This window comes from Actinomadura vinacea (genome assembly GCF_039532545.1).
Classification (GTDB): Bacteria; Actinomycetota; Actinomycetes; order Streptosporangiales; family Streptosporangiaceae; genus Spirillospora; species Spirillospora vinacea.
Genome location: NZ_BAAARW010000001.1, coordinates 1 through 25,406, shown reverse-complemented (window position 1 = coordinate 25,406; position 25,406 = coordinate 1). Strand labels below are relative to the sequence as shown.

At 67.4% G+C, this 25,406-nt stretch carries 24 protein-coding genes; 17 read left to right on the top strand and 7 right to left on the bottom strand.

From position 1 onward, the window contains the following. The first annotated feature begins 10 nt into the window (after window positions 1–10). On the top strand, window positions 11–259 hold the full coding sequence (locus ABD340_RS00115) for a hypothetical protein (protein ID WP_344586155.1): 249 nt from the start codon (window positions 11–13) through the stop codon (window positions 257–259). Here the strand turns inward: ABD340_RS00115 and ABD340_RS00110 are convergent. Next, window positions 256–744 (bottom strand): GNAT family N-acetyltransferase, encoded by a 489-nt coding sequence (locus ABD340_RS00110; RefSeq protein WP_344586153.1) that lies wholly within the window; start codon window positions 742–744, stop codon window positions 256–258. The genes ABD340_RS00115 and ABD340_RS00110 overlap by 4 nt on opposite strands. Before the next feature lie 140 nt (window positions 745–884). Then, window positions 885–2,480, bottom strand: a complete 1,596-nt coding sequence (locus ABD340_RS00105; RefSeq protein WP_344586532.1) for an FtsW/RodA/SpoVE family cell cycle protein — start codon at window positions 2,478–2,480, stop codon at window positions 885–887. Window positions 2,481–2,958: 478 nt separating this feature from the next. Here ABD340_RS00105 and ABD340_RS00100 point away from each other — a divergent pair, with 478 nt between their 5' ends. Next, window positions 2,959–3,141 carry a DUF397 domain-containing protein gene (locus ABD340_RS00100; RefSeq protein WP_344586152.1) on the top strand — a complete coding sequence of 61 codons (183 nt, stop codon included), beginning with the start codon at window positions 2,959–2,961 and terminating at the stop codon, window positions 3,139–3,141. A 142-nt stretch (window positions 3,142–3,283) separates the two neighbouring features. Here ABD340_RS00100 and ABD340_RS00095 read toward each other — a convergent pair whose 3' ends face one another. Beyond that, window positions 3,284–3,796, bottom strand: coding sequence for a DUF1707 SHOCT-like domain-containing protein (locus tag ABD340_RS00095; protein ID WP_344586151.1), 513 nt, complete (start codon window positions 3,794–3,796; stop codon window positions 3,284–3,286). Between the two features lie 424 nt (window positions 3,797–4,220). On the opposite strand from ABD340_RS00095, the gene ABD340_RS00090 reads away from it, so the two are divergent. The 10 genes from ABD340_RS00090 to ABD340_RS00045 all read left to right on the top strand — a co-directional run bounded on the left by ABD340_RS00090 (window position 4,221) and on the right by ABD340_RS00045 (window position 13,941). Beyond that, window positions 4,221–4,385: a hypothetical protein gene (locus ABD340_RS00090; RefSeq protein WP_344586149.1), complete on the top strand. Its 165-nt coding sequence runs from the start codon at window positions 4,221–4,223 to the stop codon at window positions 4,383–4,385. A 62-nt stretch (window positions 4,386–4,447) separates the two neighbouring features. Continuing rightward, window positions 4,448–4,954 carry a MauE/DoxX family redox-associated membrane protein gene (locus ABD340_RS00085; RefSeq protein ID WP_344586148.1) on the top strand — a complete coding sequence of 169 codons (507 nt, stop codon included), beginning with the start codon at window positions 4,448–4,450 and terminating at the stop codon, window positions 4,952–4,954. Beyond that, entirely contained in the window at window positions 4,954–5,457 is a 504-nt protein-coding gene (locus ABD340_RS00080; RefSeq protein WP_344586147.1) for a TlpA disulfide reductase family protein, read from the top strand. Before ABD340_RS00085 ends, ABD340_RS00080 begins: the two co-directional genes overlap by 1 nt. Further along, entirely contained in the window at window positions 5,454–7,304 is a 1,851-nt protein-coding gene (locus ABD340_RS00075) for an ABC transporter ATP-binding protein (protein WP_344586146.1), read from the top strand. Before ABD340_RS00080 ends, ABD340_RS00075 begins: the two co-directional genes overlap by 4 nt. Beyond that, window positions 7,301–7,795, top strand: coding sequence for a S26 family signal peptidase (locus tag ABD340_RS00070; protein ID WP_344586145.1), 495 nt, complete (start codon window positions 7,301–7,303; stop codon window positions 7,793–7,795). The genes ABD340_RS00075 and ABD340_RS00070 overlap by 4 nt, the downstream gene beginning before the upstream one ends. Window positions 7,796–7,939: 144 nt before the next feature. Continuing rightward, window positions 7,940–9,073 (top strand): serine hydrolase domain-containing protein, encoded by a 1,134-nt coding sequence (locus ABD340_RS00065; RefSeq protein WP_344586144.1) that lies wholly within the window; start codon window positions 7,940–7,942, stop codon window positions 9,071–9,073. A gap of 444 nt (window positions 9,074–9,517) precedes the next feature. Beyond that, window positions 9,518–10,498 carry a threonine ammonia-lyase gene (locus ABD340_RS00060; RefSeq protein ID WP_344586143.1) on the top strand — a complete coding sequence of 327 codons (981 nt, stop codon included), beginning with the start codon at window positions 9,518–9,520 and terminating at the stop codon, window positions 10,496–10,498. 969 nt (window positions 10,499–11,467) lie between these two features. Beyond that, window positions 11,468–11,896, top strand: coding sequence for a hypothetical protein (locus ABD340_RS00055; RefSeq protein ID WP_344586142.1), 429 nt, complete (start codon window positions 11,468–11,470; stop codon window positions 11,894–11,896). A 632-nt stretch (window positions 11,897–12,528) separates the two neighbouring features. Beyond that, window positions 12,529–13,068, top strand: a complete 540-nt coding sequence (locus ABD340_RS00050; RefSeq protein WP_344586141.1) for a hypothetical protein — start codon at window positions 12,529–12,531, stop codon at window positions 13,066–13,068. Between the two features lie 288 nt (window positions 13,069–13,356). Beyond that, entirely contained in the window at window positions 13,357–13,941 is a 585-nt protein-coding gene (locus ABD340_RS00045; protein ID WP_344586140.1) for a hypothetical protein, read from the top strand. Between the two features lie 762 nt (window positions 13,942–14,703). Here ABD340_RS00045 and ABD340_RS00040 read toward each other — a convergent pair. The 3 genes from ABD340_RS00040 to ABD340_RS00030 form a co-directional block, all read right to left on the bottom strand. Next, window positions 14,704–15,648, bottom strand: coding sequence for a DMT family transporter (locus ABD340_RS00040; protein ID WP_344586139.1), 945 nt, complete (start codon window positions 15,646–15,648; stop codon window positions 14,704–14,706). Between the two features lie 425 nt (window positions 15,649–16,073). Continuing rightward, a complete protein-coding gene (locus ABD340_RS00035) occupies window positions 16,074–17,045 on the bottom strand; it encodes an IS481 family transposase (protein WP_425547294.1) in 972 nt (323 codons plus the stop codon). A 75-nt stretch (window positions 17,046–17,120) separates the two neighbouring features. Then, on the bottom strand, window positions 17,121–17,540 hold the full coding sequence (locus ABD340_RS00030) for a gamma-glutamylcyclotransferase family protein (RefSeq protein ID WP_344586138.1): 420 nt from the start codon (window positions 17,538–17,540) through the stop codon (window positions 17,121–17,123). 757 nt (window positions 17,541–18,297) lie between these two features. Between ABD340_RS00030 and ABD340_RS00025 the strand changes: the two genes are divergently transcribed. Beyond that, the gene (locus ABD340_RS00025) at window positions 18,298–18,717 is read left to right on the top strand and encodes a ribosomal maturation YjgA family protein (RefSeq protein WP_344586137.1); all 420 of its coding nucleotides are present in this window, start codon (window positions 18,298–18,300) and stop codon (window positions 18,715–18,717) included. Between the two features lie 478 nt (window positions 18,718–19,195). On the opposite strand, the gene ABD340_RS00020 is transcribed toward ABD340_RS00025, so the two are convergent. Further along, a complete protein-coding gene (locus ABD340_RS00020; RefSeq protein WP_344586136.1) occupies window positions 19,196–19,939 on the bottom strand; it encodes a DUF998 domain-containing protein in 744 nt (247 codons plus the stop codon). Window positions 19,940–20,313: 374 nt separating this feature from the next. Between ABD340_RS00020 and ABD340_RS47810 the strand changes: the two genes are divergently transcribed. The 4 genes from ABD340_RS47810 to ABD340_RS00005 all read left to right on the top strand — a co-directional run bounded on the left by ABD340_RS47810 (window position 20,314) and on the right by ABD340_RS00005 (window position 24,577). After that, window positions 20,314–20,538 carry a CysS/YqeB C-terminal domain-containing protein gene (locus ABD340_RS47810; protein WP_425547299.1) on the top strand — a complete coding sequence of 75 codons (225 nt, stop codon included), beginning with the start codon at window positions 20,314–20,316 and terminating at the stop codon, window positions 20,536–20,538. A gap of 140 nt (window positions 20,539–20,678) precedes the next feature. Continuing rightward, window positions 20,679–21,341: a TIGR03086 family metal-binding protein gene (locus ABD340_RS00015; protein WP_344586135.1), complete on the top strand. Its 663-nt coding sequence runs from the start codon at window positions 20,679–20,681 to the stop codon at window positions 21,339–21,341. 955 nt (window positions 21,342–22,296) lie between these two features. Next, the gene (locus tag ABD340_RS00010) at window positions 22,297–22,509 is read left to right on the top strand and encodes a hypothetical protein (RefSeq protein WP_344586134.1); all 213 of its coding nucleotides are present in this window, start codon (window positions 22,297–22,299) and stop codon (window positions 22,507–22,509) included. A gap of 1,309 nt (window positions 22,510–23,818) precedes the next feature. Next, complete coding sequence (locus ABD340_RS00005; RefSeq protein ID WP_344586133.1) at window positions 23,819–24,577, top strand: C39 family peptidase; 759 nt, start codon at window positions 23,819–23,821, stop codon at window positions 24,575–24,577. Window positions 24,578–25,406: the final 829 nt, after the last annotated feature.

Here is a 25,406-nt window from a genome sequence, read left to right as displayed (position 1 = left end):
ATCTGGAACTATGACTGACGACGACGGGACGGTCGCCATCGGCGAAGCGTTGGCGGGGATCAGGGTGTTGCCGCTGCCTCCGGGCTGGACCGGTCTGGCCGCGATCGTGCTGGTGAAGTGCCTGAACGAAGCGGGGCATCCCGCATGGGCGTTCCGAACGACCGACGGACTGAGCGGTGAGGAACTCCTGGGCGCCCTGACGGTCCGGACGGACATGCTTCGCCGCGATCTGCTGGACTCCTACGAGGATGGCGCCTAGAGCGCGCGGTGCATGATGTGCAGTCCGACGTAGCCTTGTGCGGGGTGCCGGAAGCCCTCCGGCAATGTGCCGAGCACCTCGAAGCCGAGCGACCGGTACAGCCGCACCGCACGGACATTGGTCTCCACGACCGCGTTGAACTGCATCGCCCGATAGCCTGCCGAACGCGCCCACTCCATCGTGTACTCACACAGCGCCCGTCCCACACCCCGCCCGGCATGCGCCGGGTCGACCATGTAGCTGGCGCTCGCGATATGCGACGCGTTGCCCGCGTGGTTGCGGTTCATCTTCGCCGTACCGAGGACGCCGCCCGAGCCGTCCACCGCGACGACGGTACGGTCGGGAGCCGGCAGGAGCCACCAGTCACGCCCCTGGTCCTCGTCAAGATCCGTCGGAAAGGTGAAGGTCTCACCCGCTGCGACGATCGCCTTGAAGAACGGCCAGATGGCAGGCCAGTCACCCGCATCGGCCTCCCTAATCAACATGCCGCCATCATGCCCGGTAGCGGGCGAGCCACGGCGTGATCACGGCGGCCGCCGACGCCATGAAAAGCATGACCTTTCCGACTTCAGGTAACGACCGCACCACTCTCGGCTCGAAAAAGCGACCGATGACCCGGTGGCGGTCATTGCCCGGGAGCTTGCCGCATGCTCACGACCTGGGTCATGCCTTCTTCCTGGATCGCCTTCGGGGCGGGCTTGCGCGCGTCGTGGCTCAGCCGGACGAGGATCGCGATCAGGATCCAGTTGGCCATCAGCGAGGAGCCGCCCTGGGCCAGGAACGGTGTCGCCAGACCCGTCAGCGGGATGAGCTTGGTGACGCCCCCGACGATGAGGAACACCTGGAGCGCCAGGATGAACGACACACCACCCGCGAAGAGTTTCAGGAACGGGTCTCGCGCCGCGATGGCGGTCTTCATCCCCCGTTGCACGATTAACGCGTACATCAGCAGCAACGCCATCAATCCGGTGAGCCCGATCTCCTCGCCGAGCGAGTCGAAGATGAAGTCGCTGAACGCCAACGGAGTGCGCCACGGTTCACCCTGGCCCAGGCCGGTGCCCAGCACGCCGCCCTGGCCGAGCGCGAACAGGCCCTTCATCAGCTGCGCGCTGTCGGCGAACTTGCCGCCCAGCTTGTCGCAGGCGCGCAGCCCCGCCCCGAGCTTCCGTCCGGAGACCGCGACCTCCTGCTTGAACAGCTCGGTGTCGGGATTGACGGGGACGACCTTGCCGCCGACCACGCAGCCGCCGTCGAAGTAGGGCTCGGGGTTCTTCCAGATGTCGATCCGCTGGTTCACGTGGCTCATGAACGGCAGCATGGTCGCGATCACGATGCCGGCCGCGAGCAGCCCGACGCCGATCAGCACCCAGGAGGCCCGCTGGGTGGCGATGTAGATCATCGAGATGAACAGGCCGAAGTAGAGCAGAGCCGTGCCCAGGTCCTTCTGGACGAACAGCACGCCCAGGCAGAAGATCCAGATCACCATGATCGGGCCCAGGTCGCGGGCGCGCGGCAGGCTGACCGGCCCGATCTTCTTGCCGATCAGGGACATCGCCTGCCGCTTGTTGACCAGGTAGCCGGCGAAGAGGATGACCAGCATGATCTTGGCGAACTCGCCCGGCTGCAGGGAGAAGGCGCCGACCCGGATCCACACCCGGGCGCCGTTGATCGACGTGCCGATCCCCGGCACGATCGGCAGCAGCAGGAAGATGACCGCGGCGAAGCCGATCAGGTAGGGGTAGCGCTGCGCGGTCTTGGGCGTGAACGACAGCCGGGCACCGCTCTTGCCTGTGTCCCGCATGATCAGGACGGCGGCCACGAAGAGCGCGATCCCGACGAACGACCACAACAGCTGGGTCTTCGCGTCGGCCGCGTCCTTGGCCACCTCTCCGGTGCTCAGCGCCGCCTGCTTCTGCGCGCTGGTGTCCAGGTCGAGCCGGTAGATCATCGCCAGCCCGAGGCCGTTCAGCGCCACCGCCAGCGGCAGCAGCAGCGGGTCGGCGTAGGGCGCGAACTTGGACTGCACCGCGTACGCGACCAGCGCGAGCAGGGCCAGCCCGCCCCCGTACAGCGGCAGGCCCAGCGGGAGCCGGCCGTCACGAGCCAACCCGACCTCGGCGAAGGCCGACAGCGTCAGCGCCATCGCGAAGACGAGCAGCAGCAGGCATGCGGCGTTGCGCCTGTGGAAGAGCGGTCGTGCCTTGATCCGCGGCCCGATCATGTTCACCTGCGATCAACCTCCCCGTGGGCGGACGGCCCTGGACACTCGGGGGGGTCGGATCCCTGGAACGCGTTCGTGCCCTTCTGGACGGCGGTCATATCGGCGTCGGCGGACCCGCCTTAAGCCCTACCCCTGATCAGGCGTTATGACCGACACCTGCCCTTGATCGACTTGGCGGGTCCCCGTCGTCAGGCCTCTCGGCACGCGCCGGCGGACCACCGGCTTCGCAGCCGTCGGCGCGCGTCCCGCGCATCCGCGACAGCAGCCGCATCCCGCGACGCCCACGGATCGCCGGCATGGCGCGACATCGCATTTCGGTCCATGACAGACATTTCCGAAACGGCATGACCGCGCAACGGCAATTCATCGGGATGATAAGGCCACAAGCGATCGCGCCTGCGGCTTATACTGGACCGATTCCGGTACTACACGGCCTTCCCCCGCCCATGCCCGCGACTCCCAAGAGAGAAAGGTCCGAATGGAGCCGTTGACGTTCCGCAAGTCTGCACGCTGCGAAGCACTGAACCAGAGCGGTTGCGTTGAAGTCGCAAACGGCCAGGGATTCGTAGCGGTACGCGATTCCACCGACCAGAGCGGCCCCCAACTCAGAATGACCCGCGGCGAATGGCGTCGGCTCATCAGAGGACTGCGGTCCCGATAGCTCCGTGGTCCGGTACCGCAGCCCTTGACGGTCCGCACCAGCCGGCTTGTTGAGGTCTTGGGTACATCCTCCAGGAGCGGATCCGTGGTCATACACCCACCTGCCAAGCCCTGCCAGGGACGACAAAGTGCCCGATGGGGCCTCAACGCCGCGCGTGGCGGATCTTCAACCGTCCGAGCCCCATGCTCCCGGAGATCCGGATCCTCGGCCCGCCGGGGCGGGCGGGCCGGCGGGGCTTGTAGAGCGTGTCCTTCCACCCGGTGCGCAGTTCCTCGACGTCGACGACCGCGTCGCGAGGAACCGTGATCTTGGCCTTGCCGGTGCCGAGTTGCAACTCGATGTCGACCACCGGATGGTCGATGACCGCCCGGGAAAGGTCAAGGTGCACCCTTCCGAACGCGGACTCGACCTTGAGAGCCCGAGGCACCCGCCATGCACCGCGCCGCTGGATCCGTCCTCCGACGGCGGCGATCGTGGACGTGGTGCCCGCATTCTCCTCCGGGAGCGAGGCCAGACCCTGCGCGAGTTCGCCCTGCGTCTTGGCGGTGAGCACCTGCTGGAGGCCTTCGTCCATCTCCTCGTGCGAGATGTGCCCTTCGGCGTACGCCTCCTGCAGGCGCTGCACGGCCGTGTCGCGGTCCTCATCGCTGATCATTGACGGCGAGTCTTTCGGCAAAAAAGCCACAATTTCACTCTAGCGCCGTAACGGCGATGCGAACGAGCCGAGGACCGAAGCGGGAGCGCGGATCGCTTCCTTGCAGGAGTGCCCCACCGTCCTTGAGGACGGCCTTCTGCGTCCAGCCTCACCCGATCCGGGGCAGCCCCCTGTCGGCGGGTCCCCTTGCGTTACCCGCCTGACGTGTCCGGCGATTGGCCGAGGTGGCCCTTCCGTCCACGTGTCAGTACGGAGTCGAGCAGGACGGCGGGCGCGCCCCGGGTATCCGCCGAGGCGGATACCCGAAGAGTCCGAAAAACGATCATCTTCGGGAATCGCGGCCTTGCCTTTTGCTGTAATCCGGGACGGTCCTGATCACGATCACTGCCCCACGGCCGTTGACGGCCCGGGAGAGGAGACACGCATGGCCCGTCTCGTCGATCGCCTGCTGGCGCGCGTGGCCCCGAAGGCCACCGCGTCCGCCGGCTGCAAAACGACCTACTACTGCTCCGGCGGCCTGAAGTACAAGCATGTTTGCTGCGGCCGCGACTGCCGCGACCACGTCATCGGTGCCTGCGGATCACCGTGAGGTCCCGCGCGGGCGGCGACGTAATGTCGCCGCCCGCGACGGGCGTTCTGTGAGGGATGCGAATGGAACTCGTGCGGATCGGGAGCGCCTGCCTGATCGGGCTGGTCTTCGCCGTGTCGGCCGTTTCCAAGGTCCGCGACTTCGGCGGTTTCGCCAGGTCCGTTCGCGCGCTGGTGCCGGTGGGGCCAGGCCACGTCCGGCTCGTGGCGATCACCACGACCGCGCTCGAGGCACTGGTGCCGCCGCTACTGATCGCGCCGCCCACCGCCCCATACGGTTTCGGTCTCGCCGCCGCGCTGCTGGTCGCCTTCACCGCGGCCATCGCGGCCTCGATACGGCGCGGACGCCGCGCCACCTGCCGCTGCTTCGGCCCGTCCAGCGTGCCGCTCGGTCCGCGCCACCTCGTCCGCAACGGGGCGCTGTTCGCCTGCGCCGTGCTCGGCGGCCTGTCCCCCGGCGGCCTGCCGCCGGCGGGCGGGATCGCGGTGGCCGCCGCGGCCGGGGCGGTCGGAGCGGTACTGATCGTCTCCCTCGACGACATCGTCGAGCTGTTCGCGAGGAACCCCTGATGCCCTACCTTGCCGCCGCCGTCGTCCTCATCGGGCTGCTGTCCGTGCTGAACCTCGTCCTCACGCTCGGCCTGATCCGCAGGCTGCGGGAGCAGGGCGCGGCGCAGCCTCAGGACGCCGGGCCGCCGATGGCGCTCGAGCCCGGCGCGGAGGTCGGTGACTTCACCACGACGACCACCGAAGGCGAGCCGGTCTCGCGGGCGATTCTCATCGGGCTGATCGGCTTCTTCTCCGCGGGCTGCGAGCCGTGCCACGACCTGGCTCCGCGCTTCGCGCGGCTCGCGACGGGGCTGCCACGGCTCGCGGTGGTGTCCGGTGACGACCCCGAGCTGGTCGCGGTCCTGTCGCCGGCGACCCGCGTCGTCGTCGAGGACCACAACGGCGTCGTGAGCCGCGCCTTCCAGAACACCTGGACGCCGGCGCTGTACCTCATCGACGGCGAGCACCGGGTGGTGGCCGCAGGCGGACGCTTGGAGGACCTGCCCATCGAATCCCCGGCATGAGGACGTCCGACGCGGGCCGGGGACCAGGCGGGCGCGCCCACGCACGGGAACTGGCCGTCGCCGGGGCCGAGGCGACCGCGCTCACCTGGCGGTCCGCACCCGGCGGCGTGTCCGGTACCTTCCTGATCACCCTGGCCGAGGCCGCCGCGCCGATCGCGACCGCCTGGCTGACGAAGACGGTGGTCGACCGGCTGACGACGTCCCCGGGCCCGGTCGCGGCCCCGGCCGCCGCGCTGGTGGCGACCGGGTTGGCCGCCGCGGCCCTCCCCGGGATCGGCAGGTACCTGCGCGACCAGACCGGCCGGGTCGCCGGAGTCCGGGCGACCGATCGGCTGTTCGCCGCGACCGAACGCCAGGTCGGTCTGCGGCGCTTCGAGGATCCGGTCTTCCTGGACCGGCTGCGCCTGGCGCAGGAGGCGACCGCCAGTGCCGGGTACCTGGTCGACGCCGTCTGCGGCACCAAGCGCGGCGCGCTGTCACTCATCGGCTTCCTCATGTCGCTGCTGGTCATCAGCCCGTTGATGGCGGTGCTGGTCCTGCTGGCCGCCGTACCGGCCCTGATCGCCCAGCTCCTGCTGTCGCGGAGCCGGGCGGCCATGGAGTGGGCGACCGAGCAGACCCATCGCCGCGAGTTCTTCTACAGCGGCCTGCTGACCGACGTGGAGGCGGCCACGGAGATCCGGCTGTTCGGCATCGGCGCCTTCCTGCGCGCCCGAATGATGGCCGAACGTGAACGCGGCAACGCGGCCGAGCAGCGGATGGCCCGGCGTGAGCTGGCCGTCCAGGGCGGCCTCACCGCGCTGAGCGCGGCGGTGGCGGGCGGCGGCCTGTGGTGGGCGATCACGGCGGCGCGGCATGGCACGCTCGGCGTCGGCGACGTCACCATGTTCCTCGCCGCGGTCGTCGGCGTGCAGGCCGCCCTGGATCTGCTGACGTCCTCCATCACCATCGCCCATGGCCGCCTGCTCACGTTCACGCACTACGTCGCGGTGACCCGGGCGGAACCGGACCTGCCGAGCGTCGTCACGGGCGATGCTCCGAAGCTGCGGCGGGGCATCGAGTTCCGGGACGTGTGGTTCCGCTACAGCGACGACCATCCGTGGGTGCTGCGCGGCGTCGACCTGACGATCCCGCACGGCCGGGCGGTCGCGCTGGTCGGCCTGAACGGCGCGGGCAAGAGCACGCTGGTCAAGCTGCTCTGCCGGATGTACGACCCGACCCGCGGGCACATCCTGTGGGACGGCGTGGACCTGCGGGACATCCCGCCGTCCGCGCTGCGCGAGCGCATCAGCGCGGTGTTCCAGGACCACATGAACTACGACATGACCGCGAGGGAGAACATCGCGCTCGGCGACATCGGGACACTCGACCGGCCGGACGCGATCCGGCAGGCGGCCGCCCGCGCGGGCGTCCACGACAGGCTCGCCGGGCTGCCCCGCGGCTATGACACCCTGCTGACCCGGATGTTCTTCTCAGAGGCCGACAAGGAGGACCCCGACACCGGGGTGGTGCTGTCCGGTGGCCAGTGGCAGCGCCTCGCGCTGGCCCGGGCCTTCGTCCGCGACGGCCGGGATCTGATGATCCTCGACGAGCCCAGTTCCGGCCTCGACCCAGAGGCCGAGCATGAGGTCCACGGCCAGATGCGCCTCCACCGGGCCGGCCGGACCAGCCTGCTGATCTCACATCGGCTCAACGCCGTGCGGGAGACCGATCTCATCGCGATCCTCGACGGCGGGCGCGTCGTCGAGCTCGGCACACACGAGACGCTGATGCCGGCGGGCGGCCACTACGCCCGGTTGTTCCGGCTGCAGGCAGCCGGATACCAGGAGACCCAGGACATCGGATGACGTTCCTCGCCACCGCCACGGGAAGCGGGCTGGCGCTGGCCGCCGTCCTCCTCGGATGGGCACGCCGGAAGTACCTGGTCACCACAGTCGACGGCCCCAGCATGGAGCCGACCCTCCACCCCGGCGACAGACTGCTGGTCCGCCGGACCCGACGCGCGCGCGCAGGCCAGATCGTGGTGATCCGGATCCGGCCGCCGATGCTGGACGCGCCACCGCCGGATCTGGACCTCGAAGAGGTGCCGCCGGCTCCGGTTGAGCGGGAGCACCCGGACGGGCCACTGTTCATCAAGCGGGCGATCGCGGTGGCCGGTGATCCCGTGCCCGTGGACCGGGTGCCATGCCTGCGCCAGACCCGGCAAACGACCGTACCGCCAGGCGCCCTGGTCGTACTGGGCGACAACGCGGCCACCAGCTGGGATTCCCGCGACTACGGGTTCGTCCACGCCGACCAGTTCGTCGGCGTCGCCGTCCGCCGGCTCCCGGCGACCTGACGAGTCGGGCAGTGGGCCGATGACCGGTGACGTCGTCCTGGAGCGCCCCTTGTAGGGCGGTGGTTCGCCCCTTTGGGAGTGAGGGCATGGATGGCTCACGCGATGGATGTGCGGTCAGTGCGCCGGTACTTATCGTGACGTTCCATGATCACAAGAAACGTGATGTTCCGGCGTGCGGCGGCGGCGGTTCTGGCCCTGGCGGTGGCGGCTTCGACCAGCCCGGCGGAGGCGGCGGGCCACGCCGGACTGCGGCCGGTGGTGGAGCGGCTCACCGGGCCGGACGGGGCTCCCGGGGCGCTCGCGGAGGTCAACGACCGGGACGGCCGTCTGGTGATCACCAGTGGCGTGGCGGACATACGGACGGGCGCACCGGTGGATCCCCGCAGCCGCTTCCGAATCGGCAGCCTGACGAAGCCGTTCACCGCCACCGTGGTGCTCCAGCTCGTCGGCGATGGGCGGATCAAGCTGGACGCGCCGGTCGAGCGGTACCTGCCCGGGGTGGTGCGCGGCGCCGACAACGACGGGCGGGAGATCACCGTCCGCCAACTGCTCCAGCACACCAGCGGGCTGCCGGACATTCTTAAACACCTGCCCCCGATGGAGATCCTCAAGGACCCGCTCCGCCACTGGGAGGCGCGTGAGCTGGTGGACATCGCCCTGCGGCACCCCCGCGACTTCACCCCAGGCGAGAGGTTCGGCTACTCCAGCACCAACTACATACTGGCCGGAATGATCATCGAGAGGGTGACCAGAAGCCCCTACACCGACGAGATCCATCGGCGCGTGGTCGTTCCGCTCGGGCTGGACGACACCATCGTGCCGAGCGACGCGCCGGACATCCCCGGGCCGCACCCCCAGGGATACGTGCGGCCAGAGTCCGACCTGGTGGACATCACCCGCCTCAACCCGACCGTCGCCGGAGCCGCGGGCGGGATGATCTCCAGCGCCTCGGACATCAACCGCTTCCTGGCGGCGCTGCTCCGCGGACGCCTGCTGAAGCCGGCGCAACTGCGGGAAATGCTGGACGCCCGCCCCACGGGACGCGCGTCAGGGTCCAAGTACGGCCTGGGACTGGAGTGGTCTCCCGCCAAGGATTTCCCCGGCTGCGGCGACGGCTTCTGGGGACACAACGGGGACATGCTCGGCTTCAGCGTCCGCGCGGGAGCCACCATGGACGGCAGGCAGGCCACCGTCATGGTCAACCTCAACCCGGGCGGCGGACCGGCCCTGGACGACGCCATGGCCAAGGCCCTCCCCACGGCCCTGTGCGTGAATTGACCCCTGCTCTCCCCCGGATGGCTGCGCATGGGCGAACCGCACTGAGGTGTCAGCACCAGTCGTCCACCACCACTGACGAACGGTGGCCTACTGCCTAGAAACGAAGGCCCAGGTTCGGGGACCTGGGCCTTCGTTATGGAGCAGGTGACGGAAATCGAACTCGCGACCTTCCCCACCCCCTCACTGTTCGTCCGAACTGTAAGTGACCGCGAATACCACCACCCTCAATGCACGCCCGCGGGGAGTTTGGTTGTGGGACGTGGCCAGCCGCCAGAACATCGCCCCTTAGACCCCCCAGAGGGGTCCCGGGATCTTCGTCTGCCCTGTGAGGTGATGGATGGGATGGTCCTCGGCGGGTGACATGAAGGGTCGCCCCTTCCCGAGGAAGATCTGGAAGCCGTAGATCAGGACCGGCGTTGGGCTCCGGCGCTACGCTGCTGTGTCGTGCAGGAGACGCGCCTCGACACTGGTCGGATCCGGGCGGCTCGCCGGGTGATCGACCCGATTTTTCTCGACACTCCGCTGTACCGCTGCGAGGCGCTGGAGCCCGACCTCGGGTGCACGGTGAGCATCAAGCTCGAAACGGCGAACCCGGTCCGCAGCTTCAAGGCCCGCGGCACCGAGGTGGTCACGAGCCTGCTCGCCGACAAGGGCCCGCGAGCCGTGGTGTGCGCGAGCGCGGGCAACCTCGGCCAAGCCCTCGCTTGGTCCGGTCGCGGCCGGGGGCTCGACGTCACCGTCGTGGCATCCCGCTTCGCGCCCGCGGCCAAGCTTGATCGCATCCGCGCGCTGGACGCCAGGTTGGAACTGGTGGACGGCGACTTCGACATGGCTCGCGAGCGGGCGGCGGCCGTCGCGCGGCACGACGGCATCCGGCTGGTCGAAGACAGCCTGGACATCGAGACCTGCGAGGGCGCGGCGACCATCGGCCTGGAACTGGTGGACACCGTGCCGTCGTTCGACGCCGTCCTGATCGCTCTCGGCGGCGGGGCGCTGGCCACCGGCGTGGGTCATGTGGTGAAGGCCTGGGCACCCGAAGTCGAAGTGATCTGCGTCCAGCCGCAGGGCGCCCCGGCGATGACGCACTCGTGGCGCAGGCGGCGCGTCGTCACCACCGACTCGACCGACACCATCGCGGACGGCGTCGCCGGCCGGCGTCCCATCCCGGCCGTCCTGGACGACCTCCTCCTGGTCGCCGACGACGCCGTCCTGGTCCAGGAGGCGTCGATCATCGCCGGTATGCGGATGCTCCTCGACCACGCCGACCTCGTCGTCGAACCGTCGGCCGCGCTCGGCATCGCGGCGATCCTCGAAGACCGTGACCGCTTCGCCGGCCGGAACGTGGTCACCATCGTGTGCGGCAGCAACGTCGACGTAGACGCCTATCACCGCTGGATCGGTGCGGCTCCCATCCACGGGTCCTGAACGACTCGCCTAGGCGTGCGGCGAAGCCGCTGTTCAACCTTCCCCCGACCCCGACGAGACCTGTACGTGGCGGCGGACGTCGCAAGTCTGCGGTGGGGCGAGGTCACGGCGGTGCGGCGGTGCGGCATCGTGAACCGCACCGTCCGGGTCCGGGCCACCTACGTCGAACGGGCCAACGGGGAGACGATCCTCGGCTTCGCCAAGTCACGGGCGGGCATGCGCACCGCCTCTCCCGGCCGCGATCGTCCCCCACCTGGACAAATACGTCCCGCCGGACGTAGAAACGCTCGTCTTCACAGGATCAAGGGCGGACCGCTGCGGCGGAGCGGCTTCAATAAGCTCACCCCGGTGGAGCCACATGGCGAACCCGTTGGGCGTGCCGAACCTGCACTTCCACGACCTTCGCCACACAGGACATGTTCGGCGGGCGTCCTGGTGCCGGTGGCCTAATGGCACGAGGGCTCCAGAAACGATCAAGGCCTGGGTGCGGATGCACGGGAGCCTGGGGGCGGCGGGGCCCCAGAGTCACGCTCGACCAACCGGCCCGACCGGCCACCTCTTCGTCCCGAACTATCGGCACTCCTGCCTCGACAACGTCGCCACTGGAAGGTCGTGTGAGTCGTCGTGAGGGGGTGTTGCGGTACTTCCTGCTGTACAGCATTCCTATTGACCTGCGGGTACAGCCACCTTCTAGAGGCGGCTCGCAACCCAAGCGACGCTGTTGCATGGCCTCTCGTTCGGCGAGGATCTCCCGCCATGGCTGCCTTGGGAACCGTCTCCCCGGGGCGGGCTCGCTGGGCCAGGGCATCCGTCTGAGGGCGCCCTTCGCCGAGTCGCACCGCCAATAGCGCTGATGGGGCGGATGAACCAAGACAGCCGCGCCGACGTGCGGCGCGGGTTGTTGTCGGCACGGTAAGGCTCTGACGACCCGTCTATGGCACGGGTGTCCCAACCAAACCGGGAGATCTCATGAACTGCGATCGCGTCATCGCTGCTATCGCCAAGGCCAACGTCCGCGCCAACGGTGGCGGCATCGCTCAGGGCATCGGGTTCGGCGCCGTCTTCGGCGCTGTCCTCGGAGGGGTCGACAGCGTCAGGCTCGACGGCTTCTCCGGTGGCACCACCGCTCTCGTGGCCGGCATGGGCGCCATCACGGGCGCCATGGGCGCCGTGTTCGGCACCTGGCTGTTGCGCGGTTTGACCTCCGGCACCGTCAGGGGCGGCGTCCGCACCTCGAAACTCGCCGCTCTGGTCATCGCGGTCCTCATCGTCGCTGGCATCGCCAGCCTCATACTCGTGCGCAGCGTCGTCCTCGGCGAGAAGCCGGCCTTCAACGTCGTCGTTGCCGGCAGCTTTTTCGTCGGCGGCGTTCTCGCCATGCTGAACGCCCGGCCCTAACGCCTGGCGATCAACCCCATTCGCAAGGGCCCGGCCACCACCGGGCCCTTGCTTGTCGATTCCCGACCAGGCACGCCTTCCCGCAACAGATGTGCGACGGGCACGAGAGCCGCAAAAACGATCAAGGCCCAGTGTTCGGGATCACGCCGCTGGCCTGGGCCTTCTTCTTGGAGCGGGTGACGGGAACCGAACCCTCGCCGGCAGCTCGGGAACCAAACGCCTCGCGCCCACTCCCCTGAGTCGCCTTCCCCATAGGCGCGTCCTCCAGAGTGGCGGCTTGGTTCATTGGCAGACCCGCCTCGCCGCCGACGACGAGTGGCCGAGCCGTGTACTCCCCGGACGGTTACGAGCAAGAAGGGTGCGCCGGAAGAGGGTGACCCACCTAGCTCGGAGCGGATACAGGTGCGTGCGTGCAGGGAGTGCCTTCGCCGCTGGTCCGGGACGGTGGCGGTGTGACATCAGGTGTCAGGGAACCTGCGAAGACCAAGAGCCCAGACGGCCCTGAGCGTGGCATCCCTGGAGACGGGGGCGTATCGGAGGGGATCGAGCACCTGCTCAACCGCTTGGGCAGGCCAAGTAGGACGTTCCTCCGGGGCCGCGGCTTCGAACGGCCCTATGTCCCGCCGCCCACCATGCGCGTCATACACCCAGGAGCACCGCTGGACCTCGGCACACTGGATCCGTCGCGGACCTATCTGTGGCTCGTCGACGCCAAGGGGGACTTCCGGCTCGCGCCCGAGCAGGACCCGTCGTATGTGAGCCTCTACCCCCGCCGCATTCATCCCGCGGGCAGCGGAAGGATCGATCACGGGCTCAAGCATGCTGATCTGGCGGCGGGAGGATGGAACGGCTGGTTGCCCAAGATGCTCCGGCCGCCGGCCCGGATGGGTGGCGAGTTGTGGGCGGAGAAAGACTCCTGTGAACGACCGACCGGGCAGTGGATCATGAACAACAACTCGGCTTATAACGCCCGCAGGACCCGGCTGGATCGCAGGTATAGGGGAAAGAAGCACCTGTGCATCGCCCACGAGTTATTGCTGCGCGCGAGCGGCCTGGACACGTCCAGCATCCTCATCGAGGAGTTCAAGCCCGATCTAGCGATCAAATCGCCCAGTTCCGACAGCTCAGCTCACAAGTTGTCACCACTGAGTTCGAACTACCCCCCAAGCTGATGGTCTTGGGTCATGGCGGTTCTTACCCTCGCCAAGGCGCACATCGTTGCTGCGCTGCTCGATGCGAAGTTCGAACGGCGGGTGATCCCGGTAGTGCCACCAGTGCAGATCGGCACTCGTTCCCAGCCGAGGTCAGGAGAGGGCGAGGTGCGGCCGCCGTGGCGCCGTCTCAACCAGCAAAGAAGCGGGCAGGCGTCGTTGCGTTGCGCTCGTGGTGCAGGTCCGATGTGCCAGGGAGGTTTGCCGTCTTCTCCGACCCTTTGTGCCTGACAGCGCCGTAGAGGGGGGATGGCGATGCATTCAAGCCGACGGCTCATCCTCCGGTCCAATGTCGTCGACGCGGACATCTGGGGTTTCGCCGAGCGCCAGGGCTGGACGTACCTGGGGCATGTGCCGAGAGATTCTGAACGAGGTGTGTTCTACGAGGCCCGATGGGAAGTGAACGACGGAAACACTGTCCACTTCGTCATCGACGAGTTCGCAGATGTCCTCTACATGGTGGTTCAGCACCATGACCCAAAGGCTACGGCGAAACTCGCACGGCGGATCGAAGATGGCCTGCCCGTCCAGTCTCTAGAGGCTCTGGCAGAGGAATTCGATGTCAACATGTACCCGGCGGGCTGGGCGAAAGCGGTGCTCGCACTCGGAGTCGGGGCACCGAGGTCCATGTACGAGGAGTTTCTGAACAGGATCCGCGAGTCGATCGGTCATCGTGAGGCGAGAGTCCGGAGCGCGGCGGTATGGGCCATGCGCTACGCGGCTTGGCCGGAGCTTCGACAGTTCCTGGAGCGGATGGCGCAATCGGAAACTGATCCGGACGTGGCCGGCGAGATCGCACGTGCGATGGAAGTCTTCGCAGCGGAGTACGGCTAGGCCATCGCCCTCTCGGACGGTCACGCGCCGCCTCTGGGTGCTCATCCATGCGAACGGCGAGACGGTGTCACAGACGCGCGCTCCGGCTCGCCGGGGGGCTGGGGGTCGCGAGACCCCACTCGGGCACGTCCAACCCTCGACCAACCGCTCACCTGCGCACTCTCCTGAGTCATGGCCGGACCCGACGCCCCACGCGTGTGCAGACGCGAGGATGCACAACTGGCTTCGTTGGGGAGAAGCGAGAGCGCGGGCCTGGCGAGAGCGTGTTTTTGCACCTCGATATTGTTGAGTGCTTTTCCTTGCGGTGGCCGGCGGAGCAGGCGCGGCGGGCGGTGAAGGAGACCAGCCGGACTGCCGGTTCTACCGCAGGCCGGTCGATGGCCGTAGGCCCTTCGAAGGCGCGACCGGTGGGAGTCAGCCGACGCCGTGTCGGCTGCCTGCGCACCCCGTGATCCAGGCGCCCTGGTCGTACTGGGCGACAACAACCACCGGCTGGGAATCCCGCGACTGCGGCTTCGTCCACACTCGTCGACGTAGCGGTCCGCCGACTCCCCCGGGCTGACCGCGCCCACCGAACGCGCACTTCGCCGACGCGGCCGGGCGCCGCCACCGCTGAGCACGGTGATGTGGTGCCGCACGTCGTCCTATCAGCGCGTGCGGGCCCGGCATGGGGCTGTATGCCGAGAACAATGGTGCTGTCGAGGCATGGCCTCAAAGCAGGAGAGCGGCGGGGAGGAGTCCTCCCCGCCGCGGGTGAAGGGATCAGCCCAAGCCGGGCCGCCTCCCCTTCTTCGTCTGGTCCCGGATCTGGGTTCGTTTGGAGCCCCAGCCGGCGACCGTGACCAGCGCGATGCCGAGCCAGTTGGCCAGGCTCAGGAACTGCCCCGCGATCATGCCGAGCAGCAGGCTGAGCGCCGGTTTCGCCGGCATGAGCATGGCGTGTGACGTGACGTGTAGTCCCGTCTTCCAGGCGGCGTTCATCAGGAGTGTCGAACCGACGAACAGCACCGCCGCCCCCGAGCACACCGCAAGTGCCTTCCAGTCGATGCCGAGCAGTGCCCCGCTCCCCTCGACAGAGAGGAGCAGAACGGTGACGACCACCATGTTGGTCATCTTGCCGAGTGTGCTGCAGGTGTCGATGTCCTCCTTCGGAAGGCCGGAGTTGATCTTGACGTGAATGTGGTAGGTCACGGCCGTCACTCCGACCCAGAGCAGGGCGGTGATGCTGGCCGGCTTGAGCCCGTCCACCACCAACACGGTGCCGGGAAGGGTGAGAGCCAGCCAGCCCAGGGCTCGCCACATTTGGGATCGCACGATCCTGTAGCCGGCCGCCATCATGGGACCCAGGACGAGCCACGTGCACGTGACCGTGGCGTACGGCGCGATGGACTGGGCCTCACGAAATGCGACCAAGCTCGCGGCGTTACTGCTCCCCAACAGGAGCCCCCTCCACCACAGCGACCAGCCGGCCTTCCGCTTTGGCCGGACCAAGAACCAGAGCAGGATCGTGGTGAACGCGGTCTGGAGGAACACGGTCGTGACGGAACCCTGCTCGATCAGCACCCCCGTGGCAAGGAGGATGACATTGCTGAGCTGGCCCAGGCTCAGCGAGGCCAGCACCAGCATCGGAGCGATCTTGGGCTCTGTATCAGCGTCGTCGCCGGGTGTGTCCGGCACGGCGCGTTCATCTTGTTTGTTGGTCTCCATCCGGAGTCCCTTCTGATGCGTGGGCGCACCAGGAGTCCGGGAGTCTCGTGTCCCGGCTCCTCGGCTGCGCCCGGTATCCGGGTGCAACTCGAGTCGAGAGCCGGGAACGGCTCTGGAGTGAATTACGGGAAGGAGTCTAAACACCCGGCCGCAAGTCGTGATCTTCGGGGGGACCTGGTCTGAGGCCGTCCAGCGGATGTGGAGAGAGAGCACGGCGAACGGAGCAGGCCCACCACCAGTGGCCTCCCGCCCTCCGGCTCTCCCCTGACCTGGTGTTGCGGATGGACCTGGGCCTCATGGACTCCGGCGCGTTGCCGCCGGGCTCCCCACTGGACGAACGACCTTCGCCTCCCACCCCGTCAGCGGGTGACCGGTCTCGTTTGCCCGGCCGCCGTTTGGCCTGGTGTGCGACCGACGGTGATCGTTTACGCCTGGGCCTGGGTCTTCTGCTTGAGGCGTTCGTAAGGGGTCTGGCCGCCGAGGCCGCCGTGAGGGCGATCGTAGTTGTAGTAGTCCTCCCACTCGCGGAGCTTGTCGTTGAACACCTCCGCGTCGTCGATGAGCACGCCGTCGAGCATGCTGTAGAACTCCTCGGCATCGATGCGGTGCGACCGCTCCACCTTGCCGTTCAGCCGCGGGGTGCGGGGCTTGATGTAGGTGTGCGCGATGCCCTTGTCCAGCACGTGCCAGTGGAAGGCCGACTGGAACTCGGCCCCGTTGTCTGTCTGGATCACCTCGACCTGGAACGGCAACCGCTGCAGTACGTAGTCCAGGAACTGGATGGCGGTCTTCTGGTTGAGCTGTGGGTAGATCCGCAGCACGCGCAGCCGTGTGCAGTCGTCGATGGCGGTGAACTGGTAGTACTTGTTGCGGCCGCCGCGGCGGCCGGTGGTGACCCCGGCGATGGGTTCGATGAACTTCACGTCGATCTGGACCCGGTGCCCCGGGAGCTGCTTCTCGTAGCGCTTCCACCGTTTGTCGTGCCGCTTGTAGCGCTGGGAGGCGGGCAGGCGGCCCATGTCCAGGCGCTTGAGGATCCGCCAGACGCCGGACTTGCTGATGGTGATGTCGTGGTACCGCTTGAGGTACATGGCGATCTTCTCGGGCCCGAAGTGGTAGTTCTGCCGCAGGTAGATGATCTTCCCGACGACCTCGACGTGGGTGGCGTTCGGGCTGGTCTTGGGCCGCTTGGAGCGGGTGCGCAGGCCCTCGACGCCCTCGGCCTGGTAGCGGCGGTACCAGATGTAGTAGGCCTGCCGGCTGATCCCGAAGTACCGGCACGTCTGCGCGACGTTGCCGGTGACCTCTTCGACGTGGCGGATGACGGCCAGGCGACCCTTGGCCTCACGATCGAGCGGGGGGTGGGGCCGATCGAACGGGGGTTTGGGGTTGGACACGGTGATCTCCGTAGTGCGCCGGAGACCCAGGTGTCAACGATGATCGTCAGTTTTAGAGGCGTTTGGCCTGGTGGATTAGCTGACTTGCTCTCGGGCTTCGTAGCGGCGGCGCCATGCTGTGCAGCGTTCGATGTAGGCGGGTAGGTGCTGGGCCTCGAAGTCTTCGGCTGACCAATCGTGCGGCTCAACCTCTTCGGGTGTGCAGGCGTAGGCCCATCCGTGGGCGCCGTCGGTCAACTCGACGCGCTTCAACTCGTACAGCGGGTTCTCGAATGCGTCCAGGAGCCGCCACTCCTCCGGCGCCAGACCGGTGAGGAGGTAGCCGCAGGCGATGGTCTCCCCTGGGACGAGTCCGGGGTAGACCTCGTTGGGCAAGGCTGCGACTCTCCAGCCCTCGGCTGTGGCAAGCCGGTGGTCGGGTACCCGGTCGATCAGGGCGAACAGGACCTCAGGGAACTGGAGACTTCCGTAGACGAACAGGGCCTCCGGGTCCACCGATAGGCGGTCCGGCCGACCAGAGGTCGGCGAGATCGGTCGGGGTGGCTGGTTCGCGGTATGCGGCACGGAGTACCTCCCGGGAGACCTTAACGTCGGCTTCGGCAAGAGCGGCGAACCAGTCGACCCCGGCAGGGTAGGCCTATATGTACGAACGGTTCCGGGCTGGTACTTCGATCCGCAAGATAGATCACCATGGCTAATCGTTCGCCGCCTACCGCCTGGCCTGCTGACTCTCTGGCCGCCGTGGTTCGCCATCTCGCACGGAACCGCACGCTGGAGCGCTCAGCCGGCGGACTGCACCGAACGGCGACCTTCCGCTTATCAGACCTGGCAACCGGCCTGCGCCCAACCCGTCGACCGAGGTCAGACGGTGCCCGACGTGCGTCCGCGGTGCCCGTTGGTGGCCATTGCCGTCAGGGTTGCCGTCACGCATCATTGATGCTGACCTCGGGCTACAAGCCGTTATTCGTGCCGTTCTGCTGCGGGACCCAGCGACCAGACAGGACTCGGACGGACACTCTCGGTGGAAACATCTCGCGCCTGGCACGACGACAGCGGTGTTCGACGAGGACTAGGGCGAAGAACGTCAGGATCTCGTCGAGCAGCTGGCCTGGACGCGCTGCTTGGCGACGTTCGCGCCGAGTGACAGACCCATCGGGTCGCGGTTTCGGCATTGGAAACGGTGCGGTTGAGGCCCGTCCAAGATCAGCAGACCAGCTGCCACCTTGGCTGCGCTGTCACCTACTATTGCGTCATGTCGCTCGCAGTGCGCTGGATTCGGCTGCTGATGGTGGTCTCGGCAGCTGGCTTTGCAGGCGCGGCCTTCGCAATCCGTGCCCCGATGGACGGGCCCATCGAACAGTATTCAGGCGCCGCCCTGTCCGCGGCCATCGTCTACACGATAGTGATCTGCCTACGGCCGCTGATCTCCCCACTGTCCGCCGGCAGTGCCGCGGTCGCATACTGCTGGTTCATCGAGTTCGCACAGCTCACCCCCATACCTGCGGCACTCTCCCAACGCAGCTGGTTCGCGCGCCAACTGCTGGGCGCCCAGTTCGACCTCATTGATGTTGCCTGGTACCCCGTCGGCGTCATCCCATTGATCGCCGCGCATTGGTTCCTCCAGGCCCGGACACGTTCCCAGACCGACCCGGCACCCGCCCTCACATCATGATCTTGAAACAGCCGTGCCAGCGACCTGACCCCCTGGATCCGAACTACCGGCAATCCTGGACATCTAGGCTCTCGCCCTGGTCGTGACGTGTGCTGGTGGTAGATCGCGTAAGCGGTTCTGTGCTGGTGTTGCTGTACTTTTCTGCTGCACAGCAGTCCCAAGGAACAGCGCTTTGACCTGGGTGCTCTCCCCTGCACCGTAGCTCCGTCCGCATGCCTCCCGCGCGGGCGCTCCTCGCTCCGGAGTGCTTATCCGCGCGAACGGCGAGACGGTGTGACAGACAGTTTCGCGCGGATGAGTGCTCCGGCTCGCGGGGGGCTGGGGGCTGCGAAGCAGCCCCCACTTTGGGCACGTCCAACCGTCAAACGCTTCGCCGCAAGGGTGCAGAGTTACCCCGGCAGCGTGGCGGGCTGGGGCTCCTCTCGGGTGAAGGCTCGCGCGTTCGGCTTAGCGCCATCGGAAGTCTGCCAGCGTCGACTCACGCGATGAACGGCGCCTGATCCTGGTCGAGATGGTGTTGCGTCGGTTCGGGGTGTCTGCGGAGCAGCCGCGTGGCCAGCAGGGTGATCCAGCCCCAGCCGACGGCGATCGTCACCTTCTGGATCAGGCCCTTGCCGGTTTCGGTGCCTGGCGTCAGCACGTTCAACAGAGGCTGCAGGACTGGGAGCGCCACGCCTGTGGCGGCACAGTATAGGGCCCACACACGCTGTCCGGGTTTGGCGGCGTATCGTCTGGCGAACACGAAGCATGCGACTGCAAGCGAGAGGAACACCCCGGTCGAAACCGCATTGTGCATGGTGCCGTGCCAGGTCGTGGCGGCATCGGGGCTGGACGGCGACCCGGGTGGGTAACCGTCGGAGGGATCCCCGACGAAGACTCCGGCGCCGATCAGCGCGGCGCCGAAGATGCTGAACATCAGCGGTCCCGCGATGCAGGCACGGCCCGAGGGCAGTGCCCGTCGCAGTCCCACGGCGAAGGCGATCATCGAAAGCCCGGTGACCACGAAGTTGGTGATCTGAATCCATCCTCGGTCGCTGAGACTCAGTGCGCTGCTCATCTGTTCGACCGGGTCATAGTGAGGCCGGAGGGCACCTTCGATAATGATCACGCTCAGGAATAGCGGGGGACCGATTGCGCCGCAGGCCAGCAACCGCCTGGTCACACGGTCGGAGGGCGATGCGGCACTGCGTTGATAGGTTGCTCTGGTCGGTCGAGTCGTCATGGGCGGACTCCTTTCAAGGGCCGCAGGCGACATGATCTGCGGGCAGTCTCGTCGTCTTCGCGATGGCGGCCCTGTCGGCCTGGCGCATCGCCGCCGTCCATCTCACCGGGGGTGAGCTGGTGCGCGGCAGCGTCAAAAGGACTGATCATTCACTTACCAAAGTCGGGATGGGCACGACATTCGTAGGGTCGGGCGGACCAGTTGCACGCTGGCTGGGGATACGACTCCACCCGTCTACGGCCATGGCCGCGCAACCGCTGCGGTGTCCCGCACGCCTTAGGAGGTTGCTCGCCGGGTTGGGGCGGTATCGCCAGAAAGGATTCGCATCGGTTTCGACGGGGGGCCGGTGATCCCTACAAGGACGAGTTTCGCCGCTGGGTCCCCGATCTCCCCGGCTTCCGGAGAAGGCGAACGCCCTCCTCAAAGCCCGCCAGAAACCACTGGAAGACAAGGGCGCCGATGACGGCGAGGTACGAGAACTCCGCGAGGAACTGACCCGTCTAGGCGTCATGGTGAAAGACCAGAAACAGCGCCAGTACGTCAGAACCTTCGGACCAGTGCAACTGACGCAGGAGCAGAACAAGGACCGCGATCAATAGGCGATGTGGCCGGTCGGTTAACGTCCGACGATCAGGCCGTGACCGTGTGTGATCAGGATGTAGTGCGCCCGAGGACATGGCAACGGCGATGAGCGTCTCCGACGACCCCGGTGTCGGTGCGCCCTTCTATGGTGCCGATCATGGCAACACGGCCAATCCATGATCCGCGCCCGCTGTTCGCCCTGGCGGTGGGGCAAGCCGAGCAGCAGGTCGCGGCGGTACGTCCCGACGAGCTGGGCAACAGCACACCGTGCGCCGACTACGACGTTCGCGCGCTGGTCGGGCACATGGTCGCGGTGCTGCACAAGCTCGCCGGTGTCGGCACCGGACGCGACGTCTCCGATGTTGCAGACGTGATCGACGATGTCGCCGACACCGGCTGGATCAGCGCATTCAGCAAAGCTCGCGGTGAGGTTGAGCGGGTGTGGACCGACGATGCGATGCTCGACCGCATGGTCACTTTGCCGTGGGCCACGCTGCCAGGCCGCGTCGCGCTGGACGCCTACACCCACGAGTTCACCGTGCACTCCTGGGACCTCGCCCATGCCACGGGACGGCTCAGTGAACTCGACCCGGAGCTCGCGGTGCAGGCGCTCGAGGCGTTTCCGAGGTTCGCCCCGCCTGAGACCCGCAGCGAGCAGAGCCCGTTCGGTCCGGTCGTCGCGGTGCCCGACGACGCCGACGTCTACACCAGACTGGCCGCGTACCTCGGGGCGCGACCCCTGGGACTAGGGACGGCGTACCTGGAGCGGAAGGGTGACCCCATCGGGCTCATCAAGCTGCTGAGGGATTTAGGTCGGTAGGTCGTACCGTTCTTGAGCATCGCGTGTAGGACGTCGACGCGGCGTCGGGTGAGGCAGATAGGTTCGGCAATGTTTCTTGCCGGCGGTCAGCCACCCGTTTCACGTCTCTGGAACGGTGTCACCAATGTCTAGCCCCTCGTACAGAACCTGCACTTCCAAGACCTCCGGCACACGGGTAACCAGCTCACCGCGGACATGGGCGTCTCCACCAAGCTGGACAACGAGCGGGCCGCGCTGCGGTACTAGCACAGATCAGCCAAGAGGATCGCGTCATCGCGGACGGCCTGGACGCGCTCGTCCAAGTCGAGCAAAACCAGGACGGGGACGAGGATGATGACGGTTCGGCGGGCGTCTTGGTGCCGGTGGCCTAATGGCACGCTAAGGGCAAGAGGGCTCCTGCAGGGCTCTAACGGGGATGTACTCCCTACCTGGGCCTTCGTTGTGGAGCGGGTGACGGGAATCGAACCCGCGCTGTCAGCTTGGGAAACTCATCCAAGATCGGCGATCACCTGTGGCGTCTCTGACCTGGCCCTACGCGTCAACCTCCCCGTTGAGTACGCGCCCATGAGCGCCCGCCCTAACGGGCACGCAACGGGCACGGCCAACGGCTTTACAGACCGCTATGGATCTCGGCGCTGCCTCCGCGCTGACCTGGACAGGCTCCCGGTCGACGTCCTCAACGTCTCCGACGGGTTCCCGCATATATTCCGGATCTTGGTACGTGGCGCCGCCCAGCAACCCTGACCGTCCGACCGCATCCTTATGGTCGTTCCGCGCTGAGGTCATCAGCGTCCGCAAACGCGCTGCCCTGCTCTGATGTCCGTCGGCGTGCGCTGATATTCGTTCCTGTTGCCGTCACCGCTCCAGCTCGGTCCGAGCCACCGCGCTGACATCGATCAGCCTGCCCGGACGGTGGATCTTGAAGGTAAGACGATCACTTCAAAGGAGAACCCTCATGAGCCCTGCCACTGACACCCGATCCCCTGCCCAGACCGATACGATCATCGGCGCCTGGGGCTTCTCCCTCGGGTTCCTGGGCTTCGTTCTCGGGTTTGAAGGCGTGGCCATCAACGGTCTCAACGGCTACAACTTCGTGGCCATCGCCACCAGCGCCATAGGCATGACCCTCGGCGCCGTGGCCCTCACCCTTGCCCGGCGTCGGCGATAGCAGAAGCCGGGTACCCCAACCCGTAAGCGGCTCCTCGCCCCGGAGGGGCCGCTTCACTCTTGAATGACAAGGTCGGCCTCACAACGCCTGAGACTCGGGGCTCTGCCCACGCCCCGCGAGCACTGCCCAACTTGCTGGCCTTCCCCTGATCGCCGTCATCCGTGACATCCGCCCGGCACTGTGCCGCATACGATCTAGATCGCAGAGGTGGCGACCTCTGCCTGGCGCTGGGCGCAACAGACACGCATCGCTCCAGAATGCTAATTCGCGCGAACGGCGCGTACCCCGTGACAGACAGATGCGCGCGAATGAGTGCTCCAACTCCAGGAGGGGTCTGGGAAAGCACGGGGTTCCCCAGTCACGCACGCTCAACTGGAAGACAGCACTCCGTAACCTCGCGAGCGGCCTGCCGTCCAATGCCGTAGGCACCTGGAGGGGTGAGCTTCCCTCGCTGGCCGGCGGCCCGCGACCCTGACGTGATGGCTCGTTCAGGGCGGCGGCGCGGACCCCGTGGCGAGCGGCACACGGACGCGAGGCGGCGGTGGCGCGGTGCGCGGCCCGGCGGCGCGAGCGCCGCCGCCCCTTGACGACCTGCGGCACACCGGGCACACCTACACCGCCGAGTCGGGCGCCTCGCCCGCCGAGATGATGAGCCGGATGGGGCACTCCTCAACGCGGGCCGGCGCAGTTCTATTTTCACGCGCGGCGTGAGCGTGATCGTGAGATCGCCTCGACGCTGGACAAGACGTGAGCTGAAGAAGATCAAGAAGCAGCGGAAGAAGTCCAAAGGCCCGAGGAGGGATCGGGCACGTAGCGGGCACAGCGAGGTGTGCAAGGCCTGTGAACGGCGAAGCCCCAGCATCCGGAAACTGCTTCTGGACCTGGGGCTTTGTCATGCTGGAGCGGGTGACGGGAATCGAACCCGCGCTGTCAACTCGGGAATCGAACCGGGTCACCCCCTCCAGGGCCGCTGACCTGGCCGACCACGGTGCCGCTAGTGACCGTGAATGACCCCTGTTCCCTCTGGCTAATGGCCCGCTAATGGCCCGCCGCCGCACTTGTTGACCTCATGAAGGTACGGGCGCCGGCGGGCAGGTTAGGGTGCGCGTCCGATCGTGGTTCATCCGGGGTCCGAATACTACTCGACGGTAACTTATGCGCCGGGCCGGCCGGGTCATTGTCAGGACATCGATGGTGATCCGATGAACACAGATTTCGGATGATCCCCCCAAAACCGTCGGCGATCATGGTGCGTCTCATCCAGCAGCCGAGTCACTTCGATCACCCGCCGACCACAAGGAGTACCCAGGTGCCCGTTTCCCGCTGGATCGCCGGAGGCATCGCCACCCTCACCGCAACCGCCGCCGTCGCGACCGGAATCGTCGTCTCGACGGCCGACGCCCGAGACGGCGCCCGGGACGGCGGCCGGGCGGGTGCCGCCGGAGCCGCCCAGGCCCTGCCCACCCAGCCCGCCGCGATTCCCCAGGGCATGCCCTACGAGCCCGTGGCCGCACCCCGCAGCCAGCCCGCCCTGCAACAGGCCGCGGCCGCGCCCGGGTCGTACACCGTGAAGATCACCGGGCAGTACCAGAGCAAGAACAACTGGTGCGTGCCGACGTCGAGTTCGATCAGCCTGCGCACCCTCGGCGTCAACGTGAGCCAGGCCACGCTCGCCAAGAAGATGAAGACCGCGGGCCCCGGCACCACGGCCAGGCAGGCGCTCCCGGTGCTCAACGCCTACGCCAAGCCCAAGCACCTCGCCTACCGGACCGGGGACGACATCAGCACCGGCACGAAACTGCTGACCAAGGTCAGGTACGACGCGGGCGTGCTGCACCGGGCCACGGTCCTCGGCGTATGGGCCGACGATCTGCCCTGGAACACCAAGCAAGGCTTCCCCAACCACACCGGGCACGCGATCGTCGTGTACGGCTACAACGCCAGCAAGAAGACCATCACCGTCTGGGACCCGTGGAAGGCGACCGGCGGCAAGCACACCATCAGCGCCGCCAAGCTCTCCGCCGTCTCCCAGAAGGGCGGAATGTTCGTCATCAACCCCACCCTCTGACCAAGACGAACCGGCCGGCCTGAGCGGCGGACGCGTCTGCCAACCGACGCGCTAGAAGACCGCCGCCAGGCCCTGGTCGCCGCCGATGCACATCGCCTCCAGGCCGTACCGGGCCCCACGGCGCCCCATCTCGCGGAAGAGGCCAGGCGTCTCGACCAAGAACCTGATGCGCGCATGAGCCACGACAACAAGCCGGCCGCCCTGCGCTACCAGCACCGGTCAGCCAATGGAGACCGCGCCATCGCCGATGGTCTCGACGCGCTGGTTCAGGCCGAGCACGGCCAGGACGACGAGGGCGCGGCGGGGCGCTGGTGCCGGTGGCCTAATTGCACGCTAATGGCCCGACGGCGTCGGAGCGCCGAAACGATCAAGGCCCAGTGCTGGGGAACATGTCCCTGGCCTGGGCCTTCGTGGTGGAGCGGGTGACGGGAATCGAACCCGCGCTGTCAGCTTGGGAACCAAACCGATCATGCCCTCTATGGCCGCCGACCTGCCCTCCAGCCGTCCCGTGAGTGACCGCGGTTGACCCTAGATCACCGCCTCTAGTTGCACGCTAATTGCACGCCGCCTCCTCGCTGACCTGGCCTCCGTCCGCACTCGTCGCTCACCGCGCGGTCCCTCGCCTTGGCCCGGGAGAAGCCGGCAGGCAGAGCTCCCAAGCCATACGCCGCCATTGAGCCGCTCGCCGGCCTTCCGCTCCAGAATCGGCGGGGCAGGCACGGCCTTCTCTTGGGGATCACAGGACTCGACACCCTAATGATCACTCCGGACCGTGCCTGCTCACGTTCCATCACTCACCCCGGACCAGACACCAATACCTGAACCGCGA